21 protein-coding genes and 1 tRNA gene are annotated in these 21,865 nt (G+C 46.0%); 15 read left to right on the forward strand and 7 right to left on the reverse strand.

Annotated elements, in window-relative coordinates:
- Window positions 1-21: 21 nt before the first annotated feature.
- Both ABD744_RS02540 and putA read right to left on the reverse strand, forming a co-directional pair.
- Window positions 22-1,281 (reverse strand): cyclic di-GMP phosphodiesterase, encoded by a 1,260-nt coding sequence (locus ABD744_RS02540; protein ID WP_344795139.1) that lies wholly within the window; start codon window positions 1,279-1,281, stop codon window positions 22-24.
- A 90-nt stretch (window positions 1,282-1,371) separates the two neighbouring features.
- Window positions 1,372-4,539 carry a bifunctional proline dehydrogenase/L-glutamate gamma-semialdehyde dehydrogenase PutA gene (putA, locus tag ABD744_RS02545; protein ID WP_344795141.1) on the reverse strand — a complete coding sequence of 1,056 codons (3,168 nt, stop codon included), beginning with the start codon at window positions 4,537-4,539 and terminating at the stop codon, window positions 1,372-1,374.
- Window positions 4,540-4,679: 140 nt separating this feature from the next.
- Between putA and ABD744_RS02550 the strand changes: the two genes are divergently transcribed.
- Entirely contained in the window at window positions 4,680-5,426 is a 747-nt protein-coding gene (locus tag ABD744_RS02550; RefSeq protein WP_344795143.1) for a sulfite exporter TauE/SafE family protein, read from the forward strand.
- Between the two features lie 42 nt (window positions 5,427-5,468).
- Here the strand turns inward: ABD744_RS02550 and ABD744_RS02555 are convergent.
- Window positions 5,469-5,544, reverse strand: a tRNA-Arg gene (locus ABD744_RS02555).
- A 149-nt stretch (window positions 5,545-5,693) separates the two neighbouring features.
- Between ABD744_RS02555 and arsS the strand changes: the two genes are divergently transcribed.
- From arsS to ABD744_RS02570, 3 genes are read left to right on the forward strand one after another with little or no spacing between them, the layout of a single operon-like run.
- Complete coding sequence (gene arsS / locus ABD744_RS02560) at window positions 5,694-6,656, forward strand: arsenosugar biosynthesis radical SAM (seleno)protein ArsS (protein ID WP_344795145.1); 963 nt, start codon at window positions 5,694-5,696, stop codon at window positions 6,654-6,656.
- On the forward strand, window positions 6,649-7,368 hold the full coding sequence (locus ABD744_RS02565) for a TIGR04283 family arsenosugar biosynthesis glycosyltransferase (RefSeq protein WP_344795147.1): 720 nt from the start codon (window positions 6,649-6,651) through the stop codon (window positions 7,366-7,368). Before arsS ends, ABD744_RS02565 begins: the two co-directional genes overlap by 8 nt.
- Window positions 7,365-8,057 (forward strand): TIGR04282 family arsenosugar biosynthesis glycosyltransferase, encoded by a 693-nt coding sequence (locus tag ABD744_RS02570; protein WP_344795149.1) that lies wholly within the window; start codon window positions 7,365-7,367, stop codon window positions 8,055-8,057. Before ABD744_RS02565 ends, ABD744_RS02570 begins: the two co-directional genes overlap by 4 nt.
- Window positions 8,058-8,061: 4 nt before the next feature.
- On the opposite strand, the gene ABD744_RS02575 is transcribed toward ABD744_RS02570, so the two are convergent.
- From ABD744_RS02575 to flgA, 4 genes are all read right to left on the reverse strand, one after another.
- Window positions 8,062-8,772 (reverse strand): flagellar brake protein, encoded by a 711-nt coding sequence (locus ABD744_RS02575; RefSeq protein ID WP_344795151.1) that lies wholly within the window; start codon window positions 8,770-8,772, stop codon window positions 8,062-8,064.
- A 105-nt stretch (window positions 8,773-8,877) separates the two neighbouring features.
- The gene (locus tag ABD744_RS02580; protein WP_344795153.1) at window positions 8,878-9,363 is read right to left on the reverse strand and encodes a flagella synthesis protein FlgN; all 486 of its coding nucleotides are present in this window, start codon (window positions 9,361-9,363) and stop codon (window positions 8,878-8,880) included.
- 50 nt (window positions 9,364-9,413) lie between these two features.
- Window positions 9,414-9,713 carry a flagellar biosynthesis anti-sigma factor FlgM gene (gene flgM, locus ABD744_RS02585; RefSeq protein ID WP_344795155.1) on the reverse strand — a complete coding sequence of 100 codons (300 nt, stop codon included), beginning with the start codon at window positions 9,711-9,713 and terminating at the stop codon, window positions 9,414-9,416.
- Between the two features lie 239 nt (window positions 9,714-9,952).
- Complete coding sequence (gene flgA / locus ABD744_RS02590) at window positions 9,953-10,720, reverse strand: flagellar basal body P-ring formation chaperone FlgA (RefSeq protein ID WP_344795157.1); 768 nt, start codon at window positions 10,718-10,720, stop codon at window positions 9,953-9,955.
- A 244-nt stretch (window positions 10,721-10,964) separates the two neighbouring features.
- On the opposite strand from flgA, the gene ABD744_RS02595 reads away from it, so the two are divergent.
- The 11 genes from ABD744_RS02595 to flgJ all read left to right on the forward strand — a co-directional run bounded on the left by ABD744_RS02595 (window position 10,965) and on the right by flgJ (window position 21,713).
- Window positions 10,965-11,921, forward strand: a complete 957-nt coding sequence (locus ABD744_RS02595; protein WP_344795159.1) for a chemotaxis protein CheV — start codon at window positions 10,965-10,967, stop codon at window positions 11,919-11,921.
- A 37-nt stretch (window positions 11,922-11,958) separates the two neighbouring features.
- Complete coding sequence (locus ABD744_RS02600) at window positions 11,959-12,795, forward strand: CheR family methyltransferase (RefSeq protein WP_344795161.1); 837 nt, start codon at window positions 11,959-11,961, stop codon at window positions 12,793-12,795.
- Between the two features lie 247 nt (window positions 12,796-13,042).
- Window positions 13,043-13,438, forward strand: coding sequence for a flagellar basal body rod protein FlgB (gene flgB / locus ABD744_RS02605; RefSeq protein WP_344795163.1), 396 nt, complete (start codon window positions 13,043-13,045; stop codon window positions 13,436-13,438).
- Between the two features lie 11 nt (window positions 13,439-13,449).
- Window positions 13,450-13,890 (forward strand): flagellar basal body rod protein FlgC, encoded by a 441-nt coding sequence (gene flgC / locus ABD744_RS02610; protein WP_344795165.1) that lies wholly within the window; start codon window positions 13,450-13,452, stop codon window positions 13,888-13,890.
- Window positions 13,891-13,921: 31 nt separating this feature from the next.
- Window positions 13,922-14,602, forward strand: a complete 681-nt coding sequence (locus ABD744_RS02615) for a flagellar hook assembly protein FlgD (protein WP_344795167.1) — start codon at window positions 13,922-13,924, stop codon at window positions 14,600-14,602.
- A gap of 117 nt (window positions 14,603-14,719) precedes the next feature.
- Window positions 14,720-16,762, forward strand: coding sequence for a flagellar hook-basal body complex protein (locus tag ABD744_RS02620; RefSeq protein ID WP_344795169.1), 2,043 nt, complete (start codon window positions 14,720-14,722; stop codon window positions 16,760-16,762).
- A 251-nt stretch (window positions 16,763-17,013) separates the two neighbouring features.
- Window positions 17,014-17,760, forward strand: coding sequence for a flagellar basal-body rod protein FlgF (gene flgF, locus ABD744_RS02625; RefSeq protein ID WP_344795171.1), 747 nt, complete (start codon window positions 17,014-17,016; stop codon window positions 17,758-17,760).
- A gap of 136 nt (window positions 17,761-17,896) precedes the next feature.
- Entirely contained in the window at window positions 17,897-18,682 is a 786-nt protein-coding gene (flgG, locus tag ABD744_RS02630) for a flagellar basal-body rod protein FlgG (RefSeq protein ID WP_344795173.1), read from the forward strand.
- Window positions 18,683-18,731: 49 nt separating this feature from the next.
- On the forward strand, window positions 18,732-19,439 hold the full coding sequence (gene flgH / locus ABD744_RS02635; RefSeq protein WP_344795175.1) for a flagellar basal body L-ring protein FlgH: 708 nt from the start codon (window positions 18,732-18,734) through the stop codon (window positions 19,437-19,439).
- An 11-nt stretch (window positions 19,440-19,450) separates the two neighbouring features.
- Complete coding sequence (locus ABD744_RS02640) at window positions 19,451-20,566, forward strand: flagellar basal body P-ring protein FlgI (RefSeq protein WP_344795177.1); 1,116 nt, start codon at window positions 19,451-19,453, stop codon at window positions 20,564-20,566.
- 13 nt (window positions 20,567-20,579) lie between these two features.
- The gene (gene flgJ, locus ABD744_RS02645) at window positions 20,580-21,713 is read left to right on the forward strand and encodes a flagellar assembly peptidoglycan hydrolase FlgJ (RefSeq protein WP_344795179.1); all 1,134 of its coding nucleotides are present in this window, start codon (window positions 20,580-20,582) and stop codon (window positions 21,711-21,713) included.
- The last annotated feature ends 152 nt before the right edge of the window (window positions 21,714-21,865 follow it).

A 21,865-nucleotide genomic window follows, 5' to 3' on the forward strand; every position in this document is an offset into this window, starting at 1 on the left:
TAAGTTCAATTTGCTTGAAGTCTAGATTGGAGGGGATGACCACAGTGCCAACGCTTTTTCCAGATAGAACTGGAGCTTGATGCCGAATGCGCCGTCATTATGAATGTCTTTAATTCGTAGCTGAATCCCGTTTTTTAGCGTGTCGGTTTTACTTAAATTGATAATTCTTTCTGGTATGGGTTCTTTATTTGGCGAGGTGATTAACAACAGTTTAGGCTTTAATTTATTTTGCTGAGTATTGGATAGAATGATGGCTAAATGACCGGTATTCAGTTCCGCTATATGGCCTAATGGGTAAATGCCAATAAATTTTACAAACCGCTCCGCAAGCTCCCTGTCATAATGCAGCCCTCTTTCATCGTAAATGACGCTTAATGCTTCTGGAGATGAGATGCCTTTGCGATAGTTGCGATGACTGGTAATGGCGTCAAACGAATCTGTTATAGCAATAATCTTGGCAAAGTAGGGGATCTTTTCGCCGGTTATGCCCAAGGGATAACCTTTACCATCTATTCGTTCATGGTGGCTATAAGCGACATCTATCGCTTCCTGAATGGGGACGTTCAGCATTTCTAACAGCCGCTTACCTTCTTCGGGGTGGGTCCTCATTCGTTTGAACTCTTCTGCATTGAGCCGACCTTCTTTATTTACGATATCCACAGGAATGGTAGCTTTTCCTATGTCATGTAATAGTCCACAAATTCCCAGGATTTCAAGGTCGCGCACGGGAAGTTCAAGTTCCTTGCCAAAGGCGATGGCGGTTATGGCCACACGAATGGCGTGTTCAAAGTGGTAGGCATCCTTGTTGCGAATTTGTGTTAACCAGGTCAATGCACCCGTATTTCTTAATAGGCTTTTGACGCATTTTCTTATTAAATCAAAGAGGTCTCCTGAGTTAAGACCTTTGCCTGAACTGGCTTCAATCAGAAGTTCTTTGTATCGGTTGTTCATGAACAGATAAGTATCGTATGCAAAGGACAACTCTTTTTCGAAGGTGACAAGGTCTGTGTATCTTGGTTTGTTTGGTTTTTTCTTTTGTTCGGTTTTCTTAACTTTTTCTTTCAGGCTTTCTTTTTGGGTAAGCAGCGTTTGTTTGATGTCGACATAAACTTCCTGGCAATGCTCTTGCAGTTGATAAATTTCATCTTTGTTGGAGATAAGAAATCCCTGGAAAATGAAAGGTGTTTGTTCCCATGGACAGTCCAGTTTCGACACGAACATACCGACTTCCAATTCAGAAGAAGGGATGAGTTTTTGATAAGTATGGGAACGGTTGCTCACGGCTTAATGACTCCAATGACGCTAGATAAATTAAATATAGAACTTATTTGATGGGACACTGCTCCATTTGCATGGTTGGTGAGGGTTTGTTTAATGGCTTTTAGTGATTAATTTGGTATTCCCTCCGATGGCGGCCAGATTTTCAGAAATACACTGTTCATTCACGAATTGAAGTAAGTAATTGGGGCCGCCTGCTTTGAAGCCTGTTCCTGAACGCTTGTTACCGCCAAATGGCTGTGCGCCGACCTGAGCACCCGTGATGTGTCGGTTGATATAGATATTCCCCATGCTTAATTGAGAGCAAAGGTAATCCACCCAGTTCTTATCCCGGCTGTGTATGCCTATGGTTAGGGCGTAATCTGATGTTTCGATGTCGGAAATGATTTGTTCTACTTCGTTGGTTTTATAGCGAACAACGTGCAGAATCGGGCCAAAGGTTTCTCGGGTTAATTCAGTCAGTGATTTAAGCTCGACCAGTATGGGCGATAAATAATGGCCGGTTTTCATGGAGGGCGGGATCGCGTGCAGGATCTGATTGAGTTGATCTTTTTGCGCAATGTAACTGACTAAAGAGGTTAGTGCATCCTGGTCGATGATTGGGCCTAAATCTGTGCTTGGAGTCAGTGAGTTCCCAACCTGAAGTACATTCATCGCGCCGATCAACGCTTTGACTGTTTCTTCGAACACCGAATCATGAATGAACACCACTCTTAAAGCGGAACACCTTTGGCCAGCAGAACCGAAAGCAGAGTGGACGACGTCTTTGACCATTTGTTCGGTCAAAATGGAGTCGTCCGTGATCATGCAGTTAATGCCGCTGGTTTCTGAAATGACAGGAATGGGGTAGGGGTGGTTTTCCAACAAATGCTGTTGAATTTTTCTGGCGGTACTCAGTGAACCCGTGAAAGCTACGCCATCAATGTTTGGTGTACTAAGCAGTGTTTGGGTTAACTGGTTGTCAGACGTCAGATAGTAAAGGCTGTCCGCAGGGACATTGCTTTCTCTTAATAAATCGAAGATTCGTCTTGCACAGATTCTTGTTTGCGGGGCTGGTTTGATGATCACTCGGTTTCCGGTAATCAAGGCTGCAACCACTTGCCCCACTAAAATGGCTATAGGGAAGTTCCAGGGACTGATGCAAATAAAATTGCCTTTTGGGTTGTACTTGAATTGGTTTTTTTCATTCACGGTGCCAGGAAGTACAGTGGTTGATTTCATGCCGTTGTATTGATTGGCGTAGTAACGACAAAAGCCAATGGCTTCTTTCATTTCGGCAATGGCGTCTTGCCAGGTTTTACCTGCTTCCCGAATGCACAAAGTAATGAATTCATACTGGTTGGATTCAAGTTTGGAGGCAAAGACTTTAATGATGTCTATTCGTTTATCGGGCGGGTAAGCGGACCAGCTGGCCCTGCCGGAGAGTAAAGTTCGGAATGCTGGTTGGTCAACTTTGGTGAGAGTGTAACTGATGCCGAGGCGATGTGTTTTATCATTGGGGGAGAATAACGTTTCTGCGATTTCTTCTTGTTTAAGGTCGTCGGGAATGGCTGAGTGTACCTGATAGATGGTGTCAGTAAACGGGTTGCATGCCTCGGACAGCCGTTGCCAGTGGCCCGGTTGGTTTATATTGCAGCCAACGGTCTCTGTAAAAAATGGCTGGTAGATGTCTATAGGTAAAGGGAAGTCCTGATGATAACGATCGTATTGCACTAAACCGTGAATGGGTAATTGGCTGAGTGTTTCTGCGTTGTCTTTAAAGCTGGCCAGCTCATTTAAAAAGGATTGATTTGCACCGTTCTCCAGAATTCTTCGTATCAGGTAAGGCAAAAGCTCTTTGTAGGGGCCTACCGGGCAGTAGGTTCTGCAAACATACTCGGTAAAATGTTTTTGGTATCCGCTCAGTGCGTTGTAGATGGTTTCGCCCATGCCATGAAGCCGTTGGAACTCGATCGGAAACAGGGTTTCTTGTTTATCATCCAGTAAGCGGGCTAATGTGATCACGGTGGCGATGCTTGTGGCGTTGTGGGTGGCAAATTGAGGTCGAACGTGACCTGCAAGTTGTTGCTCAAGTAACAGTTGGATGCACACCTGATAGTTTAAATCTGTGGCTTGTTTCTGGATGAATACCGGATACCCTGCCAAACCCAGTTGTTGTGCTTTGTTGATTTCGTTATCCCAATATGCGCCTTTCACTAGCCGGACAGGTACCCTGGTTTGATGTTCCTTTGCTAATTGAGCGATAAACAGAATGGTTGGTATGGCTCTGAACCCGTAAGCCTGAATGGCGATGCCTAAACGCCCCCAGCCTTTCAGGCCCGGTAAGGTAAGACAATGTTTGAACACGCTCAGAGTTAACTCCAGTTGGTCGGACTCTTCTGCGTCCATTGTGATTTCTACGTTTTGTTCGTGAGCGCTGCGAACTAACTTTTCCACTCTGACTAAAAAACGACGTTGTAAGGGCGATTGGTGTCTGAACTCGAACTTGGGGGTCAGTGCTGATAACTTGATTGATACGCTGTCTTTTGGGGAAGAAGGGGGGGCTTTGGGGGCATTTTTTTCATGCAAGGCAACAGCATCAATGGCCGCCAGGTAATTTTCTAGGTACCGGTCGGCATCTTCTTCGGTTAAGGCTGCCTCACCCAGCATGTCGTAAGAACAACAGTGGGTAGTATTGCTGGTGCCTTTCGAAAGTGCGGACTGAATACTGGCACCACGGATGAATATAGTGGCTAATCTGGAAACAAGTAGTTTTAGCGCTTCTCTGGCCAGGACGTTACGACTGGCGTTTAACCAATGGTGGAAAGGCTTCTCTTCTTCGTTGGATACCAGCCAGGACTTAAGTTTGGAAAGGCCTTCGGTTGCCAAGTTAACAGCACTGTGTTTGCTTTTTTGTTTGTGGGACTCCCAGTCACCCGCAATGACTTTATCTTCTATGAATCTCTGTGCAGTGTCTTGATCTTTGATGCGTAACAGGCCTTCGGCCAAAGACAGCAGCTGAACGCCTTCTGTACCGTTGAGTTTATATTCCGACAGTACTTGGTTGAGTAAGGGCAGCTTATGACTTTCAGAGGCTACGCTGATTAACGTGGCTGACAATTGTTGGATGGCCTGCTCTGCAGAGGGCTCAAGATGAGAAATTGCTTTGAGTTGCTCCACAAAATCTTTTTCGTCGTATAGGTAATAATCTGAGACTATCTCAATTAAGTGATCAGAAGTTAATTTCTGGTATCTCAAAAGTAAATCTTTTAGGATGAGCATCGGCTCTCCAAGTCTGTTCGGCGGTTGTGGGCAAATATCTAATTTATCTATTAAAAGTAGCTAAGACACTCATATTTAGAAAGTTTAGGCGTGATTGAACTCATGGTAGGAAGTCGCTCTTGGAGGACTTAATAACCTCAATGGAATATTTCTTTCCCGATGCTATATCGGGCCTTCCGCTGTTATGTTTATTGGCTGCGAGTTTTGTTGGCTCACTGATCACTGCAAGCCTGGGGGTGGGTGGCGGTGCTTTTTTAATTATTGTGATGGCGGAATTCATCACTCCGGTTGTGCTTATTCCTTTGCATGGATTGGTTCAGTTTGCTTCCAACGGAAGCCGAGCCTGGCTTACCCGCATTCACATAGATCGCTCGTTGGTGGTGGCTTTTTTTATTGGCGCTTTTTTGGCCGCGTTGATTGGTTTGACGGGCATTCGAGCTCTGCCGGAAGATGCCATTAGCTGGGCCGTTGCGATCTTTATTTTATACAGCTGTTGGGGAAAGCTTCCCAGTGCAGGCTTTTCTGAATCCAAGACCGGACGAGTTTTGGGCGGTTTCTTAACTACTTTGGCTACGCTGTTTGCCGGAGCGACGGGGCCTTTGGTGGCCAGTTGGTTACGAACCCCGAACATTGACCGTTTCTATTACACGGCCAATTTTTCTTCGTGCATGACATTGCAGCACGCTTTAAAAGTTATAGTTTTTTCGTTTGCTGGTTTCTCATTCTATGAATGGGCTGGAGTGCTTGTACTAATGGTATTGGCCGGGCTGGTGGGCACTAAGCTGGGCTTAAAGTTATTAGGGAGGTTGCCTGAAGAGACTTTTAAGACGGCCTTTAAGTGGCTCTTGACGCTGTTGGCGGTTCGCTTGATTTATAAGTTGGTGTGAGACATATCGGCTGAGAATGGATTAAAATGCGAGATAAGAAAATGGCCTCCCCATGAGGACTCGAACCCCAATCACCCGCTTAGGAGGCGGACGCTCTATCCTGTTGAGCTATGGGGAGAAGCCGAATCGGATTTTACAGTGAGTCATTAGGATTGTCACCCGAACGCTAAAAAATTAATGGGTTCTGAACTTATTTTGATCAACTCGCTCTAAGCATCAGATTTCCACCGGATGGAACGGCCTAATAATTAAATAAATGAGATAGCTATGAGAGATACCAAATCCTTATTGATTGCGACTGACTTTCCGCAGATTACCCGGTCTAAACTGACGACACTGCAAGTAAATCTTGGGTATCTTTGCAATTTAAGCTGCACCCATTGTCACGTGAATGCCGGGCCGAAGCGTACGGAGTTAATGGATAAAGAAACGGTTGAGCTGATTATTGAATGTATTGATCAGTTAGGCATTAAATCTCTGGATTTAACCGGGGGTGCGCCGGAGATGAACCCGCATTTCAGGTGGCTGGTGGAGCAGGCGAGAGCTCGGGATGTGGAAGTCATTGACCGCTGTAACTTAACCATTTTACTGGAGCCAGGTTATGAATGGCTGGCGGAGTTTTTGGCTGAGAACAAGGTGCAGGTGGTGGCATCTCTGCCTTGTTATACCGAAGATACAGTGGATGGTCAGCGAGGCAAAGGGGTTTACCAAAGCAGTATCGAAGCATTGAAATTATTGAACAGCATTGGTTACGGCGTTGGTGATCCTTCGTTGCCTTTGAATTTAGTATACAACCCATCAGGGGCCTTTTTACCGCCGCCCCAGAAGCCTTTAGAGGCGGACTATAAACGTGAGTTATCCGAGCAGTTCGACATTACTTTTGATCAGCTTCTTACCATCACTAATATGCCGATCAGTCGGTTTGGTGCCGTGTTATTGGCAAAGAATGAATTTGATAATTACATGACATTGCTGCGTAACAACTTTTCGGAAACCAATCTTGACAGTGTTATGTGCAAATCATTGGTCAGTGTCGACTGGAATGGCAACTTATACGATTGTGATTTTAATCAGATGCTTGAAATGCCTTTGGCTGCGACTTCAAAAACGCAGCCCCACTTGCGTGATCTATTGGAGAATCCATTAACGGAGCAAGGCATCCGAATCGCAAACCATTGTTATGGTTGTACCGCAGGGCAAGGCAGCAGTTGCGGTGGTGCACTTGAGTAATGGGTTTCAGCTTGATCAGAATGCAAGGCTGAGTGTCATCATTCCGGTATTTCATGACACTCGGCCGCTGTTAGATTTGATTGATGATTTGAAGCCTTTGGGGCGTCTGGTTCATGAAATCATTGTTGTGGATGGTGCTCAGGACGCCTCTTTGGATTCATTGCTGTCGGCCAACCATGTTCAGTTGTTTCGTACCAACCCTGAACGCGCAGGACAAATGAACTTTGGTGCCCAACAGGCTTCTGGCGATATCTTATGGTTTTTACATGCAGATACACGGTTAACGAAAGAAACTGTATCGGATCTGGTGAATTTTATTCAGTGCCCAAAAACCTGTTGGGGGCGATTTAATGTTCACCTTGAGCCTTCTGGTTTTTTGCTGAAAATAGTCGCTTGGTTTATGAATCACAGAAGTGCTTTAACGGCAATCAGTACTGGTGATCAGGGGATGTTCGTCAATCGGGTGGCGTTTAACCGGGTAGGCGGGTTTCCTTCGCAATTGTTGATGGAAGACATCGAGCTGAGTAAACGACTTAAGCGCTTGTCCCGTCCTTTCATTCCCAAGTCGCATATCATTACTTCCAGCAGAAAGTGGCAGCGTGAGGGTATATTCAAAACCATTTTTACGATGTGGTATTTGAGGTTTATCTATTGGCGTGGCGCGTCGGCGGAGCAGGTTCATCGTATTTATTATCGAAGGAAATCCCAATGAAGGCTCACAATATATCCAACTCACAGGATGTGGCGGCCAAGGTGGCAGTGCTGGTATTTTCAAAGGCACCAAAGCTTGGTCAGGTGAAAACTCGGTTGGCTACAACCATTGGAGAGTTAAACGCGTTGAATACTTACCAGGCAATGCTGACGGTAATTGTGAACCGTTTGGCTCGCTTGGACGATATTGATTTGTACCTCAGCGCAGCGAATGAGCTTGATCATGCGTTTTTTACGGACTTGTCTTGCAGGTACGGGGTGTCAGGCCATCTTCAGTCCGAAGGGGATTTAGGTGTGAAAATGGCGAATGCCATAGACTCTATGCTGGTTCACTATGACAAAGTCGTTATTGTAGGCGGTGATGCCTTATCGATTACTGAGCAGAGTATTCGGGAGGTGGTTATTCAGTTATCGAATAATGATCTAGCCATTATCCCGTCTGAAGATGGCGGTTATGTCACGATTGGAGCGTCGAAAACTTGCTCAAACATTTTCAATGACATTGATTGGGGAACGGAACGGGTTTTTGATCAGCAAGTTAAGCGGATTAATGATAACGGCTTTAAGGCTTGGATTGGTGAGCCGCTTTGGGACTTAGACGAGTATCAGGATTTAGAGCGGGTGTATCAGTGTTCTGAGTTGTTAGCTGAGATGACTCATCATGGTTTTACTGTCGAGCCTTTAGCCTGATTTGTTATTCGAATCTTTGTTTTCTGGCTTCTCGCTGAATTTCATTGACAAAGCGTTCCATGGTTCTGTGACCCAGGCCAAACAGTTCGGTCAGTTGTAAACCAATGATGAAGGACGCATCTTCTTCCACTTCTGAAATAAAACGGACTTCAGCCTCGCCTTCAACGTGTATGTTTTGGCTGATTTTGAAGTTAAAAAAAGGAATGTGGTCGCCGTTTTCGAAAGGCGGCTCAGGCATTTTTTTAATTTTTAAGCGACAACCCGTTGCTGAAATATCCAACACTTCCGCATGGGTGGTTGATTGATGCTCATCCCCACGAAATTCAACGAATACCTCGCTTTCTTCCGGAATATCTACCCGAAAGGCATGGCGTCTTTGTAAATAAAGAACTTCTGACGGAAAGGTGATTTTATAAAATTGACCGGTTTCAGACTTTCCTGCGCCGACGATGGAGGAACCTTTGATGATGATTTCGACGCCGTTTAATTTAGTGACGATGTCGAAAGATTCCCCGGAAGCTGCCAGTTTATGGCCGCTGGGCGGTCTGAGTTCGTCAATATAGAAGCAACGATTAGCAATATCCGCTTTGATGACCTGAGTTAAATACTCTTGATCATGAGAGTGGAAAGTCAGTGTGGTAGGGTAGCGATTGTCCTGAATAGTACGTAATACAGAATAATGTTCTTCTGGTGTTTTTAGTATTCTATATGTCATCCAGTACTACCCAGTTCCTGTTTGCTTGTTATCGCGTAAATTAATCGGCTTTCATCATGTGGTCAAGAGCAGGGGCCACAAAAGCAGAGAATTCACGCGATCAGGCTATGCTTCACCTATTAGGTTGCCTGTAATAATAGCTGAGGTATTGCCTAATGGGTTATAAACCTTGGGTTTATTTGATTTTCCCTGGACAATTTTTAAAACGTGCTGCAGTGATTGGCGTGTACGAGACGCAATTTTGCTGTTGATGATGTTTGCTTCCTGACATTCGGTCAGGTGAGCCTTCAGAGTGTGCCAGGCGGTTTCCAGTTCTTTTCGCGGCGATCCTTCGAACAGGGAAAAAACGCCTGACTCATCATTACTGAAATTAAACAGCTTCAGGATTTCACTGCGCTTATTAGCACGCTTCTCCATCGCATCTGTAATTTCCAGTTTTCGTTTGCTTAGAGCTTGAACTGTCTCAATGTCGCGAGAATCGAGGGCTGTTTTTTCATTTGACAGCAAGGTGCGAAGCTCGTTGGCGTCTTTTAAATCACCTTGAATATCCGTTGAAATTATTTGTCTCGCTTTTTCTATGTTTGCTGACATTGATATGTTCCTTAATAACAGTCAATTCAATTGCTGCTATTCAGTTTTAATTAACTAAATAGCTCTTCAAATTGAATAATGTTGTTAGCTAATGCTTCGTCATCGATGGCAAAATTGCCTTCGGCGATGGCTGCTTTGATTTGTGCTACTTTGTCTGTGTCAAAATCTGGCTGTTCTTTAATAGAGCTCTCTAAATCGTTCATTGCTTTACTTTCTGAGCTAATGAATACGGTTTCACCTGCGCTTGGTTGTGAGGTGATGTCCTGAGATTTTTCTTTGCCTGCTGAGCTTGTTTCAGCTTGCTTAGCCTTAGGACTGCTGCTATTAATATTTAAGTTGTTGATTTCCATTGTTTACTCCAGCCTTGCCGCGAAAAATTAATTGCTTTCACTCGGTTATATCGGCAGATGTCATAGTGACTTTAGTTAACTTTTGCAATTAGTTGCCTGCAGGTTGTTGATTTTCTATCTGTGTTGCCCTACCGGCGTTAAAATCAGGCTCAAAATGCTCATTTATGACCTATAAACTCCGCTTTTTCGCCTGATTTTGCCTTGTTAAGCCTGCCTCGATAACGAAAATCAACAGCCTGCTAGTATAACATAACAATTACGGTGTCCCTGTCCTTCACTCTGGCGATCACTTCCCGGTCAGATTTCAGGTTTCTGACTCGGATATTTTCGCCCAACCGACCATGAGTCAGGGCTTCTCCCGGTGTGCTTACGGTTAACAGTTTGCTGACGGCCTGGATCATGATGCCGTCCCCCCGCTTAATTAACTTAGGGGCTTCAAATTGGTTGTGAGTCAGCATGTATCCTTGTCTGATAGGCCTTTTAGCGGCCAGTCCAAGTATTGAGTCTGCTTCCGTCAAGACATTGCCATTCATTTTGGCTAAATTTACTTTGCTGTATTTAATGTGGTCTTTGGTCACAATTTCTCCTTTGCCGATGGGAGAGCTTGCAGTTATTACGGTTCCGTAAGCTTTGACCGTAGCGCCACTGTAGAAACTCCATCTGGGACTGGAACAACTTACTTTGATGGTGTGCCGCCCATAATGATTGGCGTTTTTACCTGTCCGAACGAGATCCAGGGGTTGAGTGCATTTCGGCAATCTCAACGATGAACTGATTTTATGAGGCGCGATGTCAATTTCTTCTGTGCTGGTGTCCAGCTCGAACTCAGTTTCAATGAAAGCGATTATTTGTTGCTGAATGCCTTCAGGCGATATCTTGATTGAGGCGTTCGCTGAGACCGGGTGGCAAATAAAAAAAGCGAATCCGGCAAGAATCGGCCAAAGAAGGGGCTTTGCCTTTTTATATATTCGTCTAGAATTGTCTAAATGCTTCATCAGATATGACATGTGTATGTTCCAGGTGTCATGTTTTTGCCGCTTTGTTGTCTCTGTGGTTAAAGAAGCAATAGCTGTGCCATGAAAAATAATGTCAGTGGCTGTTAAGTTGCTATAGTTATATGTGAAACCGTGATAAGTAGTACCTGCAATTCATTGGTTGTTGATAAATTTTTTCAAGAAACGGTCAATGACGCCGATAGGACAATCTGAATTGAAAAATAAAGCCGTTAGCCTCATTAGGAGTGTGATTTAAATGGCGGGTGTATTAGACGCAGTAAATTCCCGAACGCAGCTGGTAGGCCAAAACAGGCTGGAACTGCTGCTGTTTCGATTAGGGTCGGATCAGGTATATGGTATTAACGTCTTTAAGGTTAAAGAAGTTTTACAGTGTCCTAAGTTAACCATGATGCCTAAGCTAAATCCTGTTGTTCGTGGGGTTGCTCATATTCGTGGTGGCACAATACCTATTCTGGATTTGAGTATGGCGACCGGAGCTTCTCCGTTGCCGAACATTGAAAACAGTTTCGTGATCATCTCTGAATACAATCGTACGGTTCAGGGGTTTTTAGTCAGCTCTGTTGAACGTATTGTCAACACGAATTGGGAATCCATTCATCCGCCACCACCGGGAACAGGCAAAGAGAGTTATTTGACTGCGGTTACTGAGCTGGAAGGCAAGCTGGTAGAAATCATTGATGTTGAGAAAGTGATTTCTGAGGTTGTACCAAGTGGTGAAGCCATTAGTGAAGAAATTCTTGAAGAGATTCCTCAGGAAGAAGACGATGAAGGGTTAGGTCATATTCTTATTGTTGATGATTCTTCGGTTGCTCGCAGGCAGGTTCAGAAATGTATGGAGTCTGTGGGGCTGGAAACGACTTTGTTTAAAAACGGTGCTGAAGCTTTAACGCATTTGAAAGGGCTGGTTGAGCAGGGTGTGAATCCTGCAGACAAATACATCATGATGATTTCGGACATTGAAATGCCTGAAATGGATGGCTACACCCTGACTTCTGCAGTGAAGGCTGATCCGAGTATGAATGAGTTGCATATTATGCTTCATACGTCGCTCAGTGGCGTGTTTAATCATGCGATGGTGGAAAAAGTTGGTGCCAATGACTTTATGGCGAAATTCAGTCCAGATAATCTAGCCTCAAAAGCAGTGAGTGTTTTAAAGGGAGATTATGCACCTGTTTATAAGGGAGGGGAGTAATCATCCCTTTCTGTTTACGCTGAATTTGAGGTAATGGATGTCGATATCGGGCTCTATACGATTTGAAAAAAATGACTTCGATCAGTTTCGGGCTTTTCTTGAGGGAGAGTCCGGCATTGTATTGGGTGATAACAAGCAGTATTTGGTTGCCAGTCGATTAAGAAAAATCATGCAGGAAGCCGATCTGCATGACTTAAAGGACTTGTTGTCTAAAATTCGGATGAATACCCGCTTAAAAGAAAGCGTGATTGATGCGATGACAACCAATGAAACCTTATGGTTTCGTGATAAGCATCCGTATCGAATTTTAAAAGAGATCTTATTTCCCGAACTGGTGGCACAACGTAAAACCAGCGTGAAAATTTGGTCTGCTGCCTGTTCTTCCGGTCAGGAACCATACTCAATGAGTATGATGGTGGAAGAGTACAATCGAGCAAACCCTTCCAAAAGATTAAGTCAGGTGCAAATTCTGGCAACGGACTTGTCTTCTGAAATTTTGGCGATGGCCAAAAAAGGGTCTTATGAAAAGCTGGCATTGGCCCGTGGGCTGGATGCTGACCTTCAGCGCCGGTATTTCACGGAAAATACGGACGGTTCCTGGTCCGTGAATCGTGACATCAAAAGCCGTGTGGATTTTCGCTCATTAAACTTACTTCAGAGTTATGCCAGCTTTGGTAAATTCGACATTATATTTTGTCGTAATGTGCTGATTTATTTCTCGGCAGAACAGAAAAAGGATATATTGACGCGCTTGTCTCGTTGCCTGAACCCCGGAGGGTATTTGGTGATTGGTGCTACCGAGTCTTTAACCGGACTGAACGACATCTATGAAATGATTCAATGCCGTCCTGGCCTGATCTATAAAGTGAAATAATTAAATTATGGCCCGGAGGCAGTTTCTTCGGGTGTTTTGTATCTTTTCTTTCTTTCCTCTTCTTTCTAGTATTTACTGATTCTAGCCCTGTTTGCCTTTCCGTGGTGTTTTTTGCCGTTTTTGCCGCTTGCCGCTTAATATTTGTCTTAATAATCATAACTTATTGAATTTATTGTGTATTTTTATTTGGCACGCTATTTGTTTGTTAAATAGAAAGTTTAAGAATTTGATCGTTGAAGGCGGCAATATGGCAATTTCATTTGATAACGCATTAGGTATCCACCCACAAGCAATGGGTGTGAGGGTTCAGCGCGCAGAAATCATCGCGAATAACCTGGCAAACTCTGACACCCCTGGTTTTAAAGCGAGAGATATTGATTTTAAAGCCGTTTTGAATGCTGAGTCTGATCGGTTGTCTTCTGTCGGGCTGGATAAAACGGACGACAAGCATCTGGATGGCTTATTAAGCCCGGATCAGGGGCTTAAGTTCAGAAATCCGCATCAGCCAGCCATTGACGGAAATACTGTTGAGACTCAGGTTGAAAACTCAGAGTACATGCAAAATGCCATGCAGTATCAAGCGACTTTTCAATTTTTGAACAGTAAATTCAAAGGCTTAACTGGCGCAATTAAAGGCGAATAAGGAGACTGATTATGTCACTGGGAAATGTATTTGATATAGCCGGAACAGGCATGATGGCTCAGTCTATTCGCTTGAATACGACGGCCAGTAATATTGCCAACGCAGAAACGGTTAGCAGCAGTATTGACGAGACCTATCGTGCACGTCACCCGGTTTTTTCACAGATTCATAAGGATGAAATGGGGTATAAGTTTGAAGGTGTGGACGTCAATGAAGATATTGGCAACGGCGTTCATGTGATGGGCGTGGTGGAAAGTGATGCGCCGCTGGAAGCGCGTTATAACCCGGAGCACCCGATGGCAGATGAAGAAGGGTATGTATATTACCCGAACGTGAATGTGGTCGAAGAAATGGCAAACATGATTTCGGCATCGCGCTCTTATCAGACCAATGTCGATATCATGAACACAGCAAAAACAATGATGCAGCAAATTTTGACGTTAGGTAAGTAAGGAACCTGGGAACCAATATAGGTGAAATCAAATGACTGATATTAATGGTACTTCAACAGATGCGCTTGCTACCTATCGAACTCAGACAAGTAACGCATCATCGACTCAAGGTTCGGATGAGCTGGGTCAGGATCAGTTCATGGAGCTGTTGGTTGCTCAGCTGACCAATCAGAACCCGCTTGATCCTCAGGAAAACGGCGATTTTATTGCAGAGCTGGCACAGTTCAGCTCGGTGGAAGGCATCGACAAGCTGAACACCAGTGTCGAATCCATGATGAGTGACTACAAGTCGAGCCAGGCTTTACAGGCTTCATCATTGGTTGGTCGGCAGGTTGTGGTGAAGCAGGACACGGCGTATTGGTCGGGTGAAGGCAATGTTGCCGCCATGGTGGATGTGCCGGAAGGTGCCACGAATGTGATGCTGAGCATTACCAACTCGGCCGGTGCTCTGGTGGGGGAGATTCCAATGACTAAGGCTGTGCCGGGAGAGAATGGCATTCTTTGGGACGGGAAGGATAACGAAGGCAATGTTTTGCCTGCCGGTGCTTATAAGTTTAAAGCCACGGGCGTGGTAGATGAAAAAGCTAAGACGTTCGAGGTGTATGGCTCGGCCAAGGTGAATAGCGTGACTTTAGCGGGCGGTGACATGATGCTGAATGTGGCAGGGGTTGGTAAGGTGCCAATGTCCGATATCCGAGAGATTTTTGAGTAACGCAAACAAGTTTTAAGTTCAATAACGGTTGTCTGGCCTGCAATTTACCAGTCAGGTAACGAAGAGATTTTTAACTTGTTGAAGTGTCAGCAGGTTTAGCTAGAAGAGGATCAGAATATGTCTTTTGGAGTCGGCTTGACGGGCCTGAAAGGGGCTCAAACGGATCTGGATGTTACGGGTCATAACATTGCGAACGCAGGAACCACCGGGTTTAAGCAGTCACGCGTTGAGTTTGGTGATTTGTATGCCGCCAATGTCTCGGGCAATGGTGCCTCCGGACAAGGTGTCAATATAAACACCATCTCGCAGCAGTTTAACCAGGGGGATATTAACTTTACTGAGAACAGTCTTGATCTTGCTATTAATGGTGAAGGATTCTTCGTCGTGCAAAATGATTTGGGCGAGCAGTTTTATACTCGATCCGGCATGTTTAGCTTAAATAATGAAGGTTTCATTGTAACAAATACCGGCGAACTGGTTCAGGGTTTTGGGGTGCCGGAAGAACTTCAGCTGGAGGCGGCTCCGAACCCGTCACGTCCTTTGGGCGATATTCAGGTTGATGATGCTGATATGGCGCCAAACCGGACAACGGACGTGGATACGGCTTTGAACCTGGATGCCAGAATGGCATTTGCCACCGGAGGGTTGCCGGCAACCACCAATGGTACGGGGATCAGTGTAGCTCAGGCGGGTACCGTTAATGGGTATTCTGCTACGACTACCACAAGTACTATTCAGTTGGTGAATGCTGCAGCGTCACCGAATGAGGTGATTTCGGACATCAGTTGGGCTGCAAACGCTTCGGCATTCGATATTGCGACGACTATTTCAAATGTGGATGGTGCGACAGCGTCGGCGTCTACCACGCTTCAGCTTACAAACTGGAATACAGCACAAAATGCCACTTTGGATGGGTTGCCGCTTACGGTGACAGATCCGGCCAGTGCCAGTTTTGGTAGTGGTACGGCATTGGCGGCAGAAATCAGTGGGCGGGCAAACTACAGCGCAACTTATGATGCCGCGACGGATACTTTGACGGTCGTCAACTCACTGGGTAATGACGTGTCCTTTGCTATTAATGATGCTGCAGACCCGACCTCTCCGGGGGTTGGCAGTATGGATGTGACCGGGGTAGTCAATGGCCAAACGGTTGGTGCTGCAGTTACGACAACGCCAGGTGCTGGTAACGAAGTGACGGTCGGCGGTTTTGTTGATGTGATTGTCGATCCCGGTTTTTATATCGTGAATAACGATGCAGCAACGGCACCGAACTCCGTGGTGTTTGGTGCAACGCCAACGAACGATACGGCGGTGATTCGTCCCTTCAGTCCGACGGATTCCAAAAGTTATAACCACACTACTTCGGTCAATATTTATGATTCCTTGGGTAATCAGCATGTGATGACTCAGTACTTTGTGAAAGAGCCGGCAACGCTGAACGCTACAAATACCAATACCTGGACGATGTATGTTGTGGTGGATGGTGAAAATATTGGCGATGTTAACCCTGGGTTTGACCCTTCTCAACCGGTCTCAGATACAAATCAGCGTAACTTGACCTTATCTCAAACGCTGGTATTTGATGATCGGGGGGATTTAGCATCGAGCAACCCTGCAACGCCTTTGTTGGTTGATGACTGGGTGCCCAGAGATGCCGATGGTAACCCTAATGGGGCGGCAGGGCCTGTCGCGGGTGAGCAGCCGACGGTGCCGCCAACCAGCTCCAATTTCACCATTGATATTACCGGCAGTACCCAGCGAGGTTCTCAGTTTGCGATTAACTCGTTAGCGCAGGATGGCTTTGGTACAGGGACTCTGGTTGGTCTTGATGTGGATACGAATGGTCAGGTCATCGGTCGGTACACGAATGGTGAAACGCGCACCTTCGCTTATGTGGCAATGGCTAACTTTACCAATGAGCAGGGTCTGGTGCCTATTGGCGATACCATGTGGCGGGGCTCTACTGCCGCAGGGGAGGCAGTAATTAACCTGCCGGGTACGGCAGCGCTAGGTAAGATTCAGTCTTCAGCCCTTGAAAGCTCTAACGTTGACCTATCGGATGAGCTAGTTGGCCTAATCATTGCACAACGTAATTATCAGGCAAATGCTAAGACAATCGAAACTGAAAATACCATTTCACAGACGATTCTCAATATCTAAATAAGATCTGATGTTGATTTGGGTTCATGAGGTATGAGCCACATGAAGAACGAAACCAAGGCAACGTCGAAGCAGTTCAGGGAGGAAGACCAACCTCCAGCCGCAAGTCGCACAGGGATTCGTGCGGCGACTGTAGCGGTCAGCTGAAAACGGAATTTTTTCTTAATTGAGTATTGAGTCTGTTTTGTAAATAAATGCGAAAGTTTCCGGTTGTCAGGCGTTTGAATTAACAACTATGGCTGGAGACCATTATGGACAAAGCACTCTATATCTCAATGTCTGGCGCTAAGCAGAATATGTTTGCTCAGCGATCTCATGCGAATAACCTTGCCAATGCAAATACCACCGGTTTTCGAGAAGACTTTGCTCAAGCTCGCAGCCAACCTGTGTGGGGCGATTACCACCCGACTCGCGCCTATGCCATGACCGAACGACCTGCCAGTAATTTTAAAGCAGGTGCGATGATGGAAACCGGCCGGGCGTTGGACGTTGCTATTCCGAACCAAGGGTTTTTCGTGGTTCAGGACCCGGAAGGCAATGAAGCACTGACCCGTCGAGGCGACTTTGTGCAAGACGTTGCAGGCCAGCTGCTGACACCGGATGGCCTCCCTGTTTTGGGGGAAAATGGCCCTATCATCATTCCGCCGGCAAGCACCGTTAATATTGCCAATGACGGTACGATTTCCTTGGTGCCAACGGATGGTCTGGCCACTGAAATTGTTGATATTGGTCGTTTGAAATTAGTGAATCCGGAGATTGCGACTTTGGATAAAGGCACTGACGGGCTTTTCCGAATCAAAGGTGAGCCTGGCGCCGCTTTTGAACAGGACCCAACCGTGAGTGTTGTGTCCGGATTTCTGGAGTCCAGCAACGTAAATACCATAAATGCCATGACCGAAATGATGTCTCATCAGCGTCAATATGAAATGCAAGTCAAGATGATGAAGACCGCCGAGGAGAATTCCGAGAAGGTGGCAAGCTTATTGCAAATTCAATAATTAACTGAATATTTTGACTGATCAGTGACGGCAATCGGCAGCCAAATGCCTAACCCGGTTTGGGGTTCTCCTGGAGAATAAAGGCAGCTTAAACACTGATCTGATCTTGTATGAATTAGGTGCTAGGAGATAGGTTATGCACGGCGCATTATGGGTAAGTAAAACAGGTTTGAGTGCTCAGGATACACAACTGACCACCATTTCAAACAACTTGGCAAACGTTGCGACGGTTGGCTTTAAACGTGACCGGGCAGTGTTTCATGATTTGATGTATCAGGTACAGAAGCAACCGGGTGCTCAGTCTGCTCAAGACTCCCAGCTACCTTCCGGCTTGCAGTTGGGTACAGGTGTTCGGGTGGTTGGTACGCAAAAAGAACATACACAGGGGAACTTTCAGATCACGGATCAGCCGCTGGATATGGCGGTTAACGGCCGAGGTTTCTTTCAGATTACGTTACCGGACGGCTCCACAGGTTATACCCGTAATGGTCAGTTTCATAAAGATGCTGACGGTAATGTGGTTAACCCGATTGGTTTCCAGTTGGAACCCAATGTTGTGATTCCGCAGGACACCACCTCCATCAGTATTGGCCGTGATGGTACGGTCAGTATTACTCAGGGCAGTGAAACCGAGGCAACAGAAATCGGCAATATAACTTTGGTGTCATTTGTGAACCCGGCGGGTTTGCAGTCCATCGGTGATAACTTGTACGTTCAAACAAATGCCAGTGGTGACCCGGTAGAGGGTGAGCCCGGATTGGACGGCATGGGCAGTATTCTGCAAGGCTCTCTGGAAAACTCCAATGTGGATGTGGTGGAAGAAATGGTCAACATGATCACCACGCAACGTGCCTATGAGATGAACTCGAAAGTGATCTCTACCGCCGATGAAATGCTTGGATTTATCAGTCAGACGCTTTAATAACCGTTGAAGTTAGCGGGATTTACCTCTAATAGTTCGGGAGAGGGCAATGAACAAGAACAGTAAGCTGTTGATGGTTGCAGTAGCAGCGATAATAATCTCAGGGTGCAGCAAAGACATCGTCAAACCCGATGATCCTATGTATGCGCCAATTCAACCGACGGCATTGGTGCCGCCTGAACGGCAGGATGGGTCTTTGTATCAGGCTCGATACAACATGGGATTATTCAATGATCGTCGTGCCCATCGCATCGGAGACATCATTACCATCGTACTTTCAGAGCAAACCAATGCGAAGAAATCTGCTAATACCGAGTTAACCAAAGAGCAGGATATACAGTTTGATCCGGGTGTTTTACTGGGCAAAGATATGGGAAACCAAATCACCAGTACCATTCCTTTGTTGAAGGATCTTGGGCTGTTAACCAGCTTGTCTCAAAACCGGGAGTTTACCGGTGAAGGCGACAGTGACCAAAGTAACAGCTTGTCCGGTCAAATTACGGTAACGGTGTCGAATGTCTTGCCGAACGGAGTATTGGAAGTTCGAGGCGAAAAGTGGATGACCTTTAATCAGGGCGATGAATATATTCGCATTCGGGGGCTTGTTCGTCCTGATGATATTGCTGATGATAATACCATCATGTCCAACCGGTTGGCGGATGCTCGCATCACCTACAGTGGTACCGGTGATTTGGCGGATGCAAACCGACAAGGTTGGGTGGCAAGATTCTTTAACAGCGATTATTGGCCATTCTGAGGAGCTTAATTATGAACGTGGCTGGGATGATTAAGACGATTTTCATTCAATCATTTTGTTTAGTGATGTGTTTGCTTTCAATCGAGGCATACGCTGAACGCTTGAAAGACATTACCAGTGTCGCCGGGGTGCGATCGAATCAACTGGTGGGCTATGGTTTGGTGGTGGGGCTGGACGGCTCCGGTGATAAAGCACCTTTCACAGATCAAACCTTTAAGAACATGATGAGCCAGTTTGGAATCACCATTCCGCCTGGTACTAACCCGAAACTGAAGAACGTTGCCGCAGTGGCAATTCATGCCGAGTTACCCGCATTCAGTAAACCGGGTCAGAACATTGATATAACGGTGTCTTCCATTGGTAACGCCACCAGCTTACGCGGTGGTACTTTGTTGATGACGCCTTTAAAAGGCGCTGATGGCCAGGTTTACGCTGTGGCTCAGGGCAGTATGGTGGTTGGTGGATTTGGTGTCGAAGGTGCCGATGGATCACAACTGACGGTAAATGTGCCGAGTGTGGGTCGCATTCCAAACGGGGCCATCGTTGAACGAGCGGTTCCGACGTCGTTTAACCAGGGTGACTCGCTGGTGTTTAACCTGAACAGTTCCGACTTTACTACCGCTAAAAGAGTTGTCGACAGAGTGAATCAGTTGCTGGGGGACGGTATTGCCTCGGCTATTGATAGCACTTCGATTCGGGTCACAGCACCGAGAGATCCGTCTCAGCGGGTTTCATTTATGTCCATTCTGGAAAACCTGGAAGTTGATCCGGGTGAAGATAAAGCCAAGGTAGTGATCAACAGCCGGACCGGTACCATTGTTGTTGGTCAACATGTAAAAGTTGATCCGGTGGCTATTACCCATGGCAGCCTGACGGTCAGCATCAATGAGAACCTGGATGTTGATCAGCCGAACGCGTTTGGTCGGGGTGAAACCGTGGTGACGCCACGAACAGAGCTGAACGCGCAAGAAGCGATTAATCCGATGTTTATGTTTGAAGGTTCAACGTCACTTCAGGAAATAGTAACGGCGGTGAATCAGGTAGGCGCTTCGCCCTCTGACTTAATTGCAATCCTGGAGGCCATGAAAAAAGCAGGCGCCTTAAAAGCTGAGTTGATCGTACTGTAACGGGGTTATTAACATGAAGTCTAACTTTGATACCTCGTCTTTGGGGTCTTATCACGACTTAAATAGCTTGCAGAATTTAAAAGGCAAGTCGAGAGAGTCTGATCAGGGCAAATTGGAAGCTCTGAATAACATCGCAAAGCAATTTGAAAGTATGTTCGTGGGGATGATGCTGAAATCCATGCGTGATGCCAATGCAGCATTTGAGCAGGATAATCCATTAAACAGCTCGGAGATGAAGTTCTACCGGGATATGTATGACCAACAGCTATCCATGCATTTATCGGAAGGCAAAGGCATTGGTTTGGCTGATACCTTAGTTCGCCAAATCAGTCAGCAGGTTCCTGGACTGGAGTCGTTGACACAGCAAGGAAAAGGATGGGAGCAGCTTGGCATGGATCACTCTGGACCGGGTGGTCAGGGCAAGGATATGCCTGGCAGGGACGCCACTTTTTCTCCCTTTGAAAATAATAACTTTTTCCCGACGGTGAAGCTGGACCCCAAAAGTGGTTTGCCGATTAAAGATCAGGATATTCTGTACGCACAGCCGGATTCACCACAGGCGAAGCGCATAGCGAATGCGGTTAAAGACTATATGGATCGCCAGCAAATCTCGATGTATGCACAGGACGAGCAGGCGTTGAAGGTGGGGGTTGAGCACGCGCGTTCCAAGCAAGATCGCTTTGATTCACCTGAGGAGTTTGTGAATGTTCTTTGGCCCGTGGCACAAGTGGCGGCTAAAAAACTGAATGCTGATCCGAAAGCGTTATTGGCACAGGCGGCTCTGGAAACCGGTTGGGGCAAAAAGATTCCGACGCATGCCGACGGTGGCAATTCTTTTAACTTGTTTGGCATTAAAGCCGATTCCAGTTGGAGAGGGGAGGCTGTGAATTCCGATACCACCGAGTTCAGGAATGGCATTGCGCGAGAAGAAAAAGCTCTGTTCCGATCTTATGGCTCCTATGTTGAATCCATGCTGGATTATTCAAGTTTCTTACAAAGTCGTAGTCATTATCAAACGGCACTGAATCAGGCGGGTGACGCAGAGAAGTATTTAAATGAGCTGCAAAGTGCCGGTTATGCAACCGATCCTAAGTACGCGAATAAGATTGTTCGAATCATGAACAGTGACATGATGAAGTCGCTGTAACTTACTTTGTTTCTTTCTTGAATTTGTTTTAGTAAGAATGGGCCGCGCGTCCATTCCTTATTCATTCTTCACGTTTTTGCATTTCTCTGACTTTCTTTTTTGGCACGTTTTTTGTTCTATCCCTTGTAGATGAATATTTTTTGGCCGTTGAG

The organism is Litoribacillus peritrichatus, assembly GCF_039537985.1.
In the GTDB taxonomy this organism is placed as follows: Bacteria; Pseudomonadota; Gammaproteobacteria; order Pseudomonadales; family Litoribrevibacteraceae; genus Litoribacillus; species Litoribacillus peritrichatus.